This window comes from Weizmannia sp. FSL W8-0401 (genome assembly GCF_038009125.1).
GTDB classification, from domain to species: Bacteria; Bacillota; Bacilli; order Bacillales; family Bacillaceae_C; genus Weizmannia; species Weizmannia coagulans.
In genome coordinates this window covers 1,287,842-1,300,943 of sequence record NZ_JBBPAG010000001.1, presented here as the reverse complement: position 1 = coordinate 1,300,943, position 13,102 = coordinate 1,287,842, and the positions used below count along the sequence as shown (strand labels likewise).

Sequence of the window (13,102 nt, the reverse complement as noted above, 5' to 3'; positions counted from 1 at the left end):
CCATTATCTCAGTTTTTTCAGCCGGTCTTTCTGGCTCACAATATCTGTCACACGCACACCGAAGTTCTCATCAATCACAACCACTTCCCCGATGGCGATTAACTGATGGTTGATGAGAATATCCACGGGTTCTCCGGCAAGCTTGTCCAGTTCTACAATGGAGCCTGCGCCCATTTCAAGAATTTCCCTTACTGTTTTCGATGTCCTGCCCAATTCAACGGTCACTTCAAGCGGAATGTCAAGGAGCATGTCCAGATTTTTCGTTTCCACGCGCGGCGCTGTTTCTTCAAAACTCGTAAAAACAGCCGGCTGCACATTTTGGTGCGTCTCTTGTTTTGCAGCATTTTGAGCAGGCTCAGCCGGTTTTTCCGCAGCATGGCCTCGTACATTTTGATCCGGCTGCTTTTCCCCCTCTTTTTTCCCGGCTTCCGCGGGTTGTTCCGGATGGATGAGATCACTAACCAGTTTTTTTGCAAACGAAAGCGGCAACAGCTGCATGATCTGCGAATCGATTAATGACCCGATCATAATCCGGAACGAGACTTTTACAAGCAAATCCTGGTCCGGGAGCTTATCCGTGCCTTCTCCTTCCAAAATATTTAAAAGTGAAACGGCCGGCGGAGAAATATCGATTCTTTTATTAAAAATCGTAGACATCGAGGTGGCGGCAGACCCCATCATCTGATTCATCGCTTCCTGTACCGCGCTCAAATGGATCTCATCCAGTTCGCTGCTCGGATTTTCGCCGGTTCCACCCAGCATCAAGTCGGCAATAATGGCGGCATCAGATTGTTTGATGACGAGCACATTCACGCCGGAAAAGCCCTCTGTGTATTTCACCTGAATGGCCACGTAGGGATGTGGAAATTCATCCGCCAGTTTGTCGTGCCGGACAATGCTGACCTCAGGCGTTGTAATTTCAACTTTTTGTGAAAGCAGGGTGGACAATGCCGTCGCAGAGCTCCCGAACGAAATATTTCCAATTTCCCCAAGCGCATCCCTTTCCATGGAATCGAGATAATCTTCCACATGGAGGGCATCTTTGGCGCTTGCGTCTTCCAGATTTGCAGTGCCGTTAAGAAGGGCATCAATTTCTTCTTGCGACAGCATATCATCGCTCATACTTTTCTTCTTCCCCTTCCTCTATGATATCCAGGATTTGGACAGCCATTTTAGTGCCTTGCTTGCCTGGCTGCCCGATGAATTTCGGAATTTTATCCACCTTGACAACCAACGGCTCTTCAATGGTTTGGTTCAGCCGTATACAGTCGCCAATTTCTAAATTCAGAAAGTCTTCAATTTTTATCGTTGCCGTCCCCAGTTCGGCGGTGAGCGGCACTTTTGCCTCCTTGATGCCTTCTTCGAGCAGGCGGATATTGTCCGGATCCGGTTCCTTTCCGGCGTGCTGCATCCAATAATGCCCGGACAATTTCGGCATCATCGGGTCAAGCACCACTTGCGGCAGGCATAAATTGATCATGCCGCTTGTATCGCCGATGGTCGTGTTGAGAGAAATAACGACTACGGTTTCATTCGGAGAAATCATCTGCAGAAACTGCGGATTGACTTCCAGTTCAGTCAGAAAGGGATTGATCTCGATGATCTCACTCCACGCTTCCTTTAACTGGTCGATGGTCTGGTCAAAAATTCTCGTCATGATTTTCTTTTCAATCTCAGTGAGTTTGTCAATTTTATTGATGCTTTCCCCGTACCCTCCCAGCACTCGATCCATCATCGTGTAGGCAATGTTCGGGTTAATTTCCATAATAATATTCCCGTCAAGCGGGGGAACTTCATAAACCGTCAGAAGGGTCATTTTCGGTATCGAACGGATAAATTCCTCATACGGAATCTGGTCAGCCGATGCAACCGAAATCTGCACGTAAGTCCGGAGCTGGGCAGATAAAAAGGTTGTGAGAATCCTTGAGAAGTTTTCATGAATTCTTGTCAGGCTTCTGATCTGGTCTTTTGAAAACCGGAGCGCCCGCTTGAAATCATATACTTTGACTTTCCGGGTTTCCTCTTTTTTTATTTCCTCCGCATTCATTTCCCCCGTTGACAGGGCGGATAGCAGCGCATCAATTTCAGACTGCGATAAAATATCTTCCGGCAACTTTATCCACCCCCTTTGTATACATACAGGCACAGGGGCCGGACTGCCTGCTGCGGCACTGCCTTTTTGCTGCAATCTGCCCTTGATCCGGCAGGCGGCATACTTTTATTGGATAACAAAGGAAGTAATATATACATTTACAACTTCGCCGTCCTGCATCATTTTATTTAATCGGTTTTTTATGTCTGTTTTAAACTTTTGCTTCCCCTGCTCAGATTGCAAATCCCGCATGTTCATATTTGACAGCTCGTCAATCATGATGTCTTTGATTTGGAAATCTCTTTTTGTCAGTTCTTCTTTTGCTTTCTTATCGTTTCCTTCAATTTTGATGGCAATCTGGACAATGTGGTTGTCTTTCAGATTGGTTGTCATCGTGTCAATGTCAACGGAAGAGTCGACAACTTCATCTATATTTGGCCCTGTTGCGTTTGTTGCTTCGTTCGACTTATAAATGACGCCAATGGTGATGATGCCGGCCAGTAAAATGACGGAAATCATCACAAGCATGATCCGCACCATTTTATTCATTCCGGCCCCTCCTCCCCGGCATTTCTTCCAAGCAAAGAAACAGCCCGGAAAAAGGCGGTCACTTTTTGCTCGATTTCTTTGCTCGACTCCCTGACAATATAGGCGTGGCCGTTTGTCAGGATGATTCTTGTATCCGGCATGCTTTCCACCGTTTCAATATGAATGGCGTTAATCCAGAATGCCCTGCCGTTTAATTTTGTCACTTCAATCACATTGTGCGGGCCGGGCGAAAAGCCCTGGCCCCCTTCCCCCTATCGTTTCAGATTGACAAGTTCCTGCAGAATTTCATCGGATGTCGTGATAATTCTTGTATTCGCCTGAAACCCGCGTTCTGCTACGATCATATTCGTCAACTCTTCCGACAGGTCGACATTGGACATTTCAAGATAGCCGGATTTGATTGTGCCATTGCTGCCGGAACCTGGAGTAATATTCGTATTTGGATTACCTGAGTTTATACTTTGCCTAAATAAGTTTCCGCCTACCCTTGTCAAACCGGCCGGGTTCGGAAAAGTTGCAATGCTAATGGTCCCAATTGTAGCACCGTTTTGATCTGTGATTGTTCCGTCAGATGCGATCGAAAAATTTGAAACTGTTGACGAATTGATTTGTATTGGATTCCCATTTGTCCCTAACACGCTGTAACCATCGGAATTAACAATATTACCATTGCTATCCAAATAGAAATTTCCGGCACGTGTGTAATAAATCTGCCCATCGTTGCCTCTGACTCTAAAATACCCGTCCCCGCTGATTGCCAAGTCGAGCGTACGGCCGGTCGATTCAAAGCTTGTTTCCGTATCGATTGTATCTATGGAACCGATTTGGGAACCAAGCCCTACCTGCTGGGCGCTTGTTCGGGCCGTTGCACCTTGCAGCGTCTGGCTGATCGCATCTTTAAACGTGACGCGGCTTTTTTTGTAGCCGTACGTGTTTACATTAGCGATGTTATTGCCGATCGTATCCAATTTCGTTTGGAAATTTTTCATTCCGCTAACGCCTGAGTATAATGAACGTAACATAAGATAACCCCTCTCATTTTTTGATTTAGCTGCTTCCGTCATTCGGCAGCTGCGGCTTCCATTACGGTCCAGCCTATGATTCTAAAATAATCGCCCCGTTAATATTGCTGAATATTTGGGAACCTGCTTCATTTCGGCCCATTGCAGTAATGACGGTCGAATTTTTCGCGCTGACAATCAATGCTGCATCATTTACAAGAACAAGCGTTTCATTCAATCCTTTTTGTTTTGCTTCCGCTACTTTACTGCCGATTTGCTTCCATGTTGAAGCATCCAATTTAATTCCGCGCTCTTGCAGCCTTTCGCTTGCATGTTTACTAATTTTCAAAGAAACAGGATTGGATGGTTCCATCAGCGCCTGCTGCAAATACCCTGAAAAGCCGCTTGCCTGATTCTGATTCTGCGCGGTTCGGCTTGTTCGACTAAAAGAACGAAAAGGCTCGGATTGCTGCAGTGGAATGGATGGATGCCATTTATCCATTCAATCACTTCCTAGTTTGCAATTTTCGTAAGCTGCCCGCTTGCGGCTTTTTTCCCGTTGTCAAGTGTAAAAACCAGGCTGCCGTTTTGGATGGCAACGGTACTGACCGAAGCTGTTTCTTCTTCTCCTGCATCATTTGTATAGGTCACTTTTTTCCCAATTAAATAGCTTGCCTGAATCAGTGCTGCTTCATTTGAAGTGCTGCTGTCTATCCCTGTCATATCGGAAAAACTGATTTTCGTCCCGTCATCCAGGGTGAAGGTGGCCGCATTGTCATCACCGAATGAAATGCCGGTAATCGTCCCGGTTCCCGACTTAACGGATGCCGTCCCGTCATCAGCTGTTTCGGTTTTTTTCCAGGAAACCGTTCTCCCGATATATTGTGTATACGCAATTTGCTGCGATTGCTGCGAAAGTTTGATCAGGTTGTCGATATCGTCTTTCAAATTCGTCATTTGCTCCAATGAGGAGAACTGCGCCATTTGCGATACAAATTGCGTGTCGTCCATCGGGTTGGTCGGGTCCTGGTTTTGAAGCTGGGCAATCAATATTTTCAAAAAAGCATTTTTATCCAGCGTCTTGCTTCCCGTACGCGTGCCGGAAGCTGTATTTTGATTGCTCAACAGCAGGCTCGGGTCAATAGAAGTCATGTCATTCACCTACGCTTCCGCATCAATCATATTGTTTTCCAACATGGCTGAAAAATGTCCCGCTTCCAGGTTTTCCCGCCGCTTTTGCTGCTGTTGCCGTTGTTCGCGGCCCCCGCTGTCCCCGGGCTGGCCGTGGGCTGTTTGCGCCGCTGTATCGCGGTATTCAACATCCATTTTTGTTAATTGGACCTGCTGGCCTGCCAAAGCATGTTTAAGCTGCTGCAGCTGGGAATCAAGCAAATCTTTTGCCGCACCGGTGTCTGTCAGGATTTTTGCTGCCAGTTTTCCATCCTGCTCAAGCAATTCAACGCGCAAAGAACCGAGGTTTTCAGGTTCAAGGCGGATCAACAGCCTGCTTGCGCCTTTATGGCTGGAATAGGCTGCCTTTTGGATGATATTGGCAAATTCCTGGACGAACTGCCGGTACGAAACCGGGTTGTGTTTTTCGCCGGTGTAAAGGACGAACTGTTCCACTTTGCCAGAGAGTGAAAATGCCGGGGCCGTATTGCCGTTCCCGTTTATTTCTTCTGCTGGTTGAAGATGGGTGCTGTTATGCGCAACGGGGCTTCGTTTACCGGTTTCCCATCCGTTTGCCATCCCATCTCCGGTACTATCGTTTCCGGATTGCCCTGTTTGCTGGATTTCCCGGGAAAAATTCGGCACGACATGCCGGCTGCTGTCTCCCGGTTTTCCGTTTTCCTGCTGGAGATCCGTATGCTGGCCCGGCACAGCAGCCTGCACCTCATCAACCGGTGTTTTTAGTAGCGTCTTGGGCCCACTGTCACTGCCAGGCTGCCCGGTATTTGCCTGCAGATGGGCGGCGCTCGTTTGCACAACAGGCCCATTATTTTGTAATGGCCCGCCTGTCCCGTTTTCATTTGGCGTATTGCCCTGGGTAACTGCTTTGCCATTTTGGGCATCCGCTCCTGAAGCACCCGCCTGCACCGGTTTTGCGGCCGGATACCCGGTGTTTTCATTCACGGCCACGGCTTCCTCTGCCATGCTGAACGGCGACCCTTCCTGCCGGCGGGACAAGCGGCCATCCTTTGATAAGGCTTCCGCCAGTCCATTTTTATCCGTTTGCAGCGGCGCTGTTCCGGCGGTGCCCGTACCTGGAGCAGCCGGGTCGCTTTCTTCATTTGCCGGCGATGCCGCTTCCGTCATCTCCGGAACCGCCCTGTTTGCAGAAAACAGCCCGGTTTGAAGCAGCGCCCGGTTGCTTTCCTGCCCATTTTGCGCTGGCTTGGTACTATCCGGTCCGGAAGCCATTTCCTGCGCAGCGGCATTTGGGGATAAAGGAAGAGCAGGCGCCTTTTTTAGCAGGGACGAATCCGCTTTTTCGTCGGTTAAATGCAAATAAGCCGTTTTTAATATTTCTTCTTTTACGGCAACGCCCGGCTGTTGCGGCCCGCTTGAAACCGTCTGCCCCCCGTTTGCATCATCTGCTGAAACCGCCTTTAGAAAGCGGCCGATTTTTTCGGACAACCGGGATAATTGTTCCGTTGTCTGCATCATTTTGATTCCTACCGCTGTATTCCTGGGATACGTTTTTAGAACAGCACCTGCCTGTCCAAGCAATGTTTTCGCATCTTCAAGGCCGAGCTTTATTAAAGACGGGACCGGCAAGGAGGCGAGCATTTGCGCCATATTCATGATAGCCGCCGCGGCATCGCCCGTTTCGATGGCCGTTTTTGTTTCTTGTATCTTTTTTTTGCTGTTTTCGTCTTCAGCGCCGGCAAACCGCACAATCCGGTTGAAAAGGGCGGAAACGGCCTGCATATCAGCCCTTTCTTCCTGGCTTCCATCTTCTGCAGCCTGTTCCGTTGCCCCAGCCTTTTCCGTTAAAACCGCGACAATCCTTTGTTGAAGCTTTTGGCAAACATGCACTGCCTCCTCGTTCTCCGGCATCCGGCCGCTGTCCTGGCCGGCAAGGCTCAATTGCTGAAAAAACCCGGATGGCTGCGTCTGCAGTTGCGCGCCAGACGTTTGCGTACCCGGCGGAGAAAATGGTACAGCTGGAAGAGCCGAATTTACATTCATGTTTTCACCTCCTTTCAAGTTTGCCGGACGGCTTATGATCCTGTACGCCCGAGCATTTGGGTGTATTTTGCTGCTTTATCGGCACTCATTTTTTCAAGGACGTTCGCCAGTGTTTCCGAACTGAGCTGGGAAAGGATTCCCGTTGCTTCCTGATCGCTCATTTTTTGAATAATGGCAGCCGCATTTTCCGGATTCATATTTTCATAGGTGCTTGCGATTTCTTTTAATTTTTTCTGATTGGCTGCCTGTTGTTGCTGGGCTTTCTTCAATTGCTGCTTCAGATCAGAGACGGTTTGTTTCATTTTCAAATTGTTCTGTTGGCTTTTGTCCAGTTCGGATTGCAGCTTGCTGATTTCTTTGTCTTTTTCTGACGCCTGTTTTTGTAAAGAACGGATCTGGCTTTTATACTGTGTTTCACTGAACGTGCCGCTTTGCTTCTCCCCTTTTTCGTTCCCGCCTGTGCCAAACATCCCGGTCACCTGATGGGCGAGGCCCGATGCTTTACTGATCACATTGACACCCGAGATAGTAGCGATAATGATCGCCATCGCGGTGGCAAACAGTAGCGGAATCAGGATCACGTAAAAAAACCACTGCAGTTTACCGCCTTTTTTTTCTTCTGCTGCTGTCTCGATTTCTTCCATTTGTTTGCGCATAACATCACCCGGTTTTCAGGCTTTAGTGATAAAAAGTCTGGGTTGAAATTTCATCTGCCTGCTTTTCTTCCTGTATTTTCAGTTTCATCAGAAAACGGCCATAATCTTTGTCTTTCAGTTTTTCGTATTTTTTGACTTCTATATTTTTCTCCTGCAGTTTCTGCTGATGCCAGTTCATCCGGTTTCGTGCATTCATGACGAGGCTCTGATAATAATGGATTGATTTTTCAATATCATCAATAAACCGCCGGTAATGCCGGATTTCCTGGACGGAAAGGCCCGCTTTCATTTTTTCAGCCTGGTGGGCTTCCAGGTCTTCTTTCTTTTTCAAAAGCGCGTACAGCTCCCGGGCCACATTTTCAAATGCCTGTACCGCATTTTTGTATGCACTGAGCGCCTCGTCTTTTTCCTTTTCTCTGACATCAAGGATTTTCTCGAATTTATAATGATAATTCATGCCCACTCACCCGTTTCCGCAAGCCCGATTAAAGCCCTGATGCTGCTTTCCATGCTGCAGGTTTCGTCGGTGCTTTGCTTGATAAAAGAAACAATTTTCGGATAGCGTTCGATCGCTTCATCAATTTCTTTTGATGCACCCGGTTTATAAGCGCCGATATTGATCAGGTCTTCCGAATTCAAATAAGTGCTTAACTGTTCGCGGATCTTTTCCGCGGCTTTTTTGTGCGCGGGGCTTGCAAGCTGGCTCATCAGCCGGCTGACGCTTTTTAAAATATTGATTGCCGGGTACTGCCCTTTATTTGCCAAATCCCTGTCCAGGACAAAATGCCCGTCTAAAATGCCGCGCACTGTATCGGCAATCGGTTCATTCATATCATCCCCGTCGACAAGCACGGTGTAAATGCCGGTAATCGTGCCGGATTCATTTGTACCGGTCCTTTCCAAAAGCTTCGGCAAAATCGCGAAAACGGAAGGGGTATATCCTTTTGTAGCCGGCGGTTCCCCCGTTGCCAGCCCGACTTCTCGCTGGGCCATCGCGACCCGGGTAACCGAGTCCATCATAAACATGACATTAAGGCCCCGGTCTCTGAAATATTCCGCAATCGCTGTTGCCGTATAGGCGCCTTTAATCCGCATCAATGCCGGCTGGTCGCTTGTTGCCACGACAACAATGGACTTTTTTAAACCTTCCGGGCCGAGGTCGTGCTCAATAAATTCCCTTACTTCCCTGCCCCGCTCCCCGATCAGGGCGATCACATTCAGGTCGGCATTTGTGTTGCGTGCAATCATGCCGAGCAGGGTGCTTTTGCCGACGCCGCTTCCGGCAAAAATGCCGATCCGCTGGCCTTTTCCAACCGTCAGCAAACTGTCGATCGCGCGGACGCCGAGCTCAATCGGTTCCCTGATCGGTGGGCGCTTGAGCGGGTTGGGCGGCGTCCGGTCGATCGGAATCGGTTTTAGGCCGGCGGGAAGCGGGGAATGGTCGAGCGGCATGCCCAGAGGGTCAATGACTTTTCCCAACAGCCGCGGGCCTGCTTTTACCTGCATGGGTTTCCCCGTTGCTTCCACAAGGCTGCCGGGAGAGATTTCCTGGATGTTCGTATAAGGCATTAAAATGACATTCCCGTCACGGAATCCGACAACTTCGGCAATGATTTTTTTCGCATTTTTTTTGTTGTCCACATGAATATAACAGATATCGCCGATGGAACTTTCCGGTCCGAGTGATTCGATCATTAACCCGATCACTCTTTTTACTTTTCCGTAATGTTTAAATGTCCCGATTGCGGGTATATAATCTATGAGACCGGCTGCCTTCATTCCGCATCCTCCCCGATCAGTTCCAAAAGCTTTGCCTTAAGTTCCGACAGCTGGATGTCAATGCTTGCGTCAATCCTACCGCTGCCGCTTTCGATATAGACCTGGTACGGTTTAAGCGAATCATCCGGGTAGACATAGCATTTTGTATCGTTCGGGAAGAGGGCATCAAGTTCTTCCTTGTTATCCATCACAAAGGCGTATTGCCCCGGATGGATATGGAGATCGACTTCTTTATACCCGGCCGCTTCTTTTAACACGTTTTTTACGATGGAAAGCATTTTTTCGGGGGATGTTTCAAGCGTGTCATGCAAAATTTTTCCTGCTGCTTTCATCGCGAGTTCCAAAATATCTTTTTCCGATGCTGCCAAATGTTTTTTAAACGCCTCTTTGGAACGGTTGACGATGTCAATTGACTCGTTTAAATGGTTGCGGATGCTTTCAAACCCTTCCTTGCGGCCATCGGCATAACCGGCTTCAAACCCTTGGCGCTGTGCTTCTTCGGTGAGCTTTGCTTTTTCCTGCTCCCACTGTTTTTTTTCTTCGACAACTTGCCGGCGTACTGCTTCTGCTTCTTTTTGGCTGTCCAAAAGCAGGCGCTCTGCCTCGGTTTGGTATTTTGCGAAAATATCCTCTTTCACAGCGGTTGCATCTCCCGTTTTTTCGGGCAAAGCAGGGAGCCGGCGCACGCTGATCACGCGCATTTTGGAAACAACACCTGCATTGTGCTTTGTTTTAATAATATTAGACAATGATGTCGTCGCCTCCGTTCCTCGCGATGATGATTTCACCGCTGTCTTCCAGCCTGCGGATAATGGACACAATTCTCGACTGGGCTTCTTCGACTTCACGCAGCCGTACCGGGCCCATATACTCCATTTCTTCTTTCATGGAATCGGCCATCCGTTGCGACATATTGCGGAAAATAATTTCTTTCACTTCGTCGCTTGAGACTTTCAGCGCAAGAAGCAGATCTTCATTTTCACATTCGCGGATGACGCGCTGAATGGAACGGTTGTCCAAGGTGACGATATCTTCGAATACAAACATCCGTTTCTTGATCTCTTCGGCAAGTTCGGGATCTTTCTGTTCCAGCGAGTCAAGGATCGTTTTCTCCGTCGTACGGTCGACCCCGTTCAGCACTTCGACAACGGATTCCACCCCGCCTGTCTTCGTATAATCCTGCGTCACCGTCGCGGACAGCTTCCTTTCCAAAATCGCTTCCACTTCGTTGATAATTTCAGGGGATGTGCCTTCCATTAAGGCAATTCTTCTGGCAATGTCCCCCTGCATTTCAGGCGGAAGCTCTGAAAGGATCTGCCCGGCTTTTTCCGGATCCAGGTAGGACAAAATCAAGGCGATCGTCTGCGGGTGTTCATCCTGGATAAAATTCAGAATCTGGGCCGCATCTGCTTTTCTGGCAAAATCAAAAGGGCGCACCTGCAGCGATGAAGTCAGCCGGTTGATGATGGATGTCGCCTGTTCCGGGCCAAGCGCTTTTTCGAGAACCATTTTGGCGTAACCGATCCCGCCCTGGGTAATATAGTCCTGTGCCAAAGCAATATGGTGAAATTCGGTCAGCACTCTTTCCTTCGTTTCATTGTCGACTTTTCTGACGCCTGAGATTTCCAGCGTCAGTTTTTCGATTTCTTCTTCCGTTAAGTGTTTGTAGACGGATGCCGATACGTCCGGGCCGAGAGAAATTAGGAGAACGGCTGCTTTTTCTTTGCCGGATAATGTTTTTTCTTTACTTGCCATCTTGTCTCCCTCCTATTCTTCGGAAAGCCATGACCGCAATAGTTTCGCAAACTCATCCGGTTTTTCCTTTGCCATTTTTTCAAGCTGTTTCCGCCTTGCTGAAGCGTCGGTTTCCTGTTCCTCATTTACGTCCGGAATGCGGGGCGGTGCCGGTTTTTCCGGCGTTTCTTCCGCCATCTCTTCTTCAGCCTCCGAAGCGGCCCGCCGTCTGTTCCGGATCATGAGGAAGATGAGCACGGCAATCACGAGAAGCAAACCTCCGCCAATCGCGTATACCCACCACGGAATCGAAGCTTTTTTCGCCTTCTCCGGCGCATTGGCTGCAAATGGCTGGACGGAAACTGCGATTTTATCGGCAACCGTTTGATTGGTCAGCCTTGTGCCGCTTGACTTGTCAATCGACGTTCTGACAATCGTAGAAAGCATCGATTTAATATCTTTTAACCGGGAAGCGGGCAAGGAAGACCGTTTTGTTCTGACCGGCGGCTCGACCATGACTTCTATGCCGAGATCGCGGATTTTGTACGGGCTCTCTGTAATTTTCCGTTTAATCCGGTTTACTTCGTAGTTGATCGTGTCACTTGTTTTGGAATACGTCCCGTTCCCGTTCGACCCGGATACATACGAAGAGCCGACAGAATCCGTGCTGCCAGATGGCGTTCCGGCTGCTGCGCCTGTACCCTGGTATGTTTCCTGGATTTTTTTGGCGCTGATTTCAATGCCTTTCATATTCGTCTTATCAACCGGTTCAACGAGATCTTCCTCGCGTTTTTCCTGCGTAAAATCGATATCCGCTGTAACGGTGACAACCGCTTTTCCTGCACCCATCAGTGTGGAAAGCATCGTTTGCACCTGCTGCTGAATATCCCGTTCAATTTGTTTTTTGATCGCCTGCTGCTGTGTATAAGCATTTCCGGAAGAATTTGAAGAATTTAAGTCATAGTACTCAAAATTCTGGTTCATAATGACGATATTATCGGTAGGAAGATTCGGAACGCTTTTTGAAACAAGATTGTAAACGGCTTTTATCTGGTTTTGGTCCAATTCATAACCGGGTTTTAACGTCAGGACAACCGATGCGGAAGCTTTTGCCTGGCTGTCGGCTACGAAGACGCTTTGGTTCGGAAGATTGATCATCACCTTTGCTTTTTCGACGCCGTCCATCTGCTCAATCAGATTTTCCAGTTCCGTCTGCATCGCATCGAGCTTTACGACGTTAAATTCATTGTCTGTCATCCCGAATTTTGCATTCTGGCCGAAAAAGGAATAGTCGATGCTGCCAGTCTTTGGCAGCCCTTTTGCAGCCAATGTGACTTTCAAATCGTCCACCCGGTCTTCAGGCACTTCGATCGTTTTGCCGCCGTCCGTAATTTTGGACGGAACGCCTTCCTGGTCTAGTTCATCCTTGATGGATCCTGTTTCGGAGACATCCAGCCCGCTGTAGAGCGGCGCGTATTTTGTTTTCGTCATAAAATAAGTGATTCCGGCAGCAAGTACCAGCATAAGGGCAACGGCGGATATGCCGATTGTTTTCTGCTTCTTGCTCCTGCTTTTCCAAAACCCTTTCAGGTTTTGAAAAGATTGTTTTAACTTTTCATTCATCATTATCCCCCGGGATAAAAAATTCACGGTGTTTCATAAATAGAATAATTGGACAGCAAACAACGAACGTTCCGGCATCCTTTCCGCCTGATGGCAGGTGGAAAGGATCCGGGCGCTATGACCGGGAAACGGCTTTATGTGTACCGGATCAGAACGTTATACTTGCATCTGCATCATTTCTTTATAGCCTTCGACTGCTTTGTTTCTGACTTCCAGTGCCGCCTGCATCGAAAGGTTTGCTTTTTGCACGGCGACCATCACCTGGTACAGGTCCACATTTTCGCCGTTCGATAGTTTTGTGATCATATTGTCGGAATTGTTCTGCTGTTTGTTCAGTTCATTGACAGACTGCTTCAGCAAGTCCGAAAATGAAACGGAGCCGTTCGCGGACGGAGCGGTGCCCGCCGGTTTTGGCGACAGCCCGCTAAAACTTGCGGACGGCGCCTGGCTGATTTGTTGGATAGCCACATCATTCG

Annotated in this window: 15 protein-coding genes; all 15 read right to left on the bottom strand. The window is 48.4% G+C overall.

The features are described from left to right. Positions 1–3 precede the first annotated feature (3 nt). Positions 4–1,122, bottom strand: coding sequence for a flagellar motor switch phosphatase FliY (fliY, locus tag NSU00_RS06150; RefSeq protein ID WP_061575341.1), 1,119 nt, complete (start codon positions 1,120–1,122; stop codon positions 4–6). After that, positions 1,112–2,113 (bottom strand): flagellar motor switch protein FliM, encoded by a 1,002-nt coding sequence (fliM, locus tag NSU00_RS06145; protein ID WP_017554478.1) that lies wholly within the window; start codon positions 2,111–2,113, stop codon positions 1,112–1,114. The genes fliY and fliM overlap by 11 nt, the downstream gene beginning before the upstream one ends. A 105-nt stretch (positions 2,114–2,218) precedes the next feature. Further along, on the bottom strand, positions 2,219–2,641 hold the full coding sequence (gene fliL, locus NSU00_RS06140) for a flagellar basal body-associated protein FliL (protein WP_017554477.1): 423 nt from the start codon (positions 2,639–2,641) through the stop codon (positions 2,219–2,221). Continuing rightward, positions 2,638–2,853 (bottom strand): flagellar FlbD family protein, encoded by a 216-nt coding sequence (locus tag NSU00_RS06135; protein WP_017554476.1) that lies wholly within the window; start codon positions 2,851–2,853, stop codon positions 2,638–2,640. The genes fliL and NSU00_RS06135 overlap by 4 nt, the downstream gene beginning before the upstream one ends. A gap of 39 nt (positions 2,854–2,892) precedes the next feature. Further along, positions 2,893–3,663, bottom strand: coding sequence for a flagellar basal body rod protein FlgG (gene flgG / locus NSU00_RS06130; protein WP_013859096.1), 771 nt, complete (start codon positions 3,661–3,663; stop codon positions 2,893–2,895). 73 nt (positions 3,664–3,736) lie between these two features. Continuing rightward, positions 3,737–4,144, bottom strand: coding sequence for a TIGR02530 family flagellar biosynthesis protein (locus tag NSU00_RS06125; protein WP_041818962.1), 408 nt, complete (start codon positions 4,142–4,144; stop codon positions 3,737–3,739). Positions 4,145–4,155: 11 nt separating this feature from the next. Then, positions 4,156–4,794: a flagellar hook assembly protein FlgD gene (gene flgD, locus NSU00_RS06120; RefSeq protein WP_013859094.1), complete on the bottom strand. Its 639-nt coding sequence runs from the start codon at positions 4,792–4,794 to the stop codon at positions 4,156–4,158. Positions 4,795–4,803: 9 nt separating this feature from the next. Further along, the gene (locus tag NSU00_RS06115) at positions 4,804–6,834 is read right to left on the bottom strand and encodes a flagellar hook-length control protein FliK (RefSeq protein ID WP_340703543.1); all 2,031 of its coding nucleotides are present in this window, start codon (positions 6,832–6,834) and stop codon (positions 4,804–4,806) included. A gap of 32 nt (positions 6,835–6,866) precedes the next feature. Then, a complete protein-coding gene (locus NSU00_RS06110; protein WP_017551518.1) occupies positions 6,867–7,490 on the bottom strand; it encodes a MotE family protein in 624 nt (207 codons plus the stop codon). 22 nt (positions 7,491–7,512) lie between these two features. Beyond that, entirely contained in the window at positions 7,513–7,947 is a 435-nt protein-coding gene (fliJ, locus tag NSU00_RS06105; protein ID WP_340702541.1) for a flagellar export protein FliJ, read from the bottom strand. Continuing rightward, complete coding sequence (gene fliI / locus NSU00_RS06100; RefSeq protein WP_326241650.1) at positions 7,944–9,269, bottom strand: flagellar protein export ATPase FliI; 1,326 nt, start codon at positions 9,267–9,269, stop codon at positions 7,944–7,946. The genes fliJ and fliI overlap by 4 nt, the downstream gene beginning before the upstream one ends. After that, positions 9,266–10,018 carry a flagellar assembly protein FliH gene (gene fliH / locus NSU00_RS06095; protein ID WP_315958274.1) on the bottom strand — a complete coding sequence of 251 codons (753 nt, stop codon included), beginning with the start codon at positions 10,016–10,018 and terminating at the stop codon, positions 9,266–9,268. Before fliH ends, fliI begins: the two co-directional genes overlap by 4 nt. Beyond that, positions 10,011–11,024 (bottom strand): flagellar motor switch protein FliG, encoded by a 1,014-nt coding sequence (gene fliG / locus NSU00_RS06090; RefSeq protein ID WP_340702539.1) that lies wholly within the window; start codon positions 11,022–11,024, stop codon positions 10,011–10,013. The genes fliH and fliG overlap by 8 nt, the downstream gene beginning before the upstream one ends. Positions 11,025–11,036: 12 nt before the next feature. Continuing rightward, complete coding sequence (gene fliF, locus NSU00_RS06085) at positions 11,037–12,626, bottom strand: flagellar basal-body MS-ring/collar protein FliF (RefSeq protein ID WP_340703542.1); 1,590 nt, start codon at positions 12,624–12,626, stop codon at positions 11,037–11,039. 156 nt (positions 12,627–12,782) lie between these two features. Beyond that, a complete protein-coding gene (fliE, locus tag NSU00_RS06080) occupies positions 12,783–13,094 on the bottom strand; it encodes a flagellar hook-basal body complex protein FliE (protein ID WP_017554466.1) in 312 nt (103 codons plus the stop codon). Positions 13,095–13,102 lie beyond the last annotated feature (8 nt).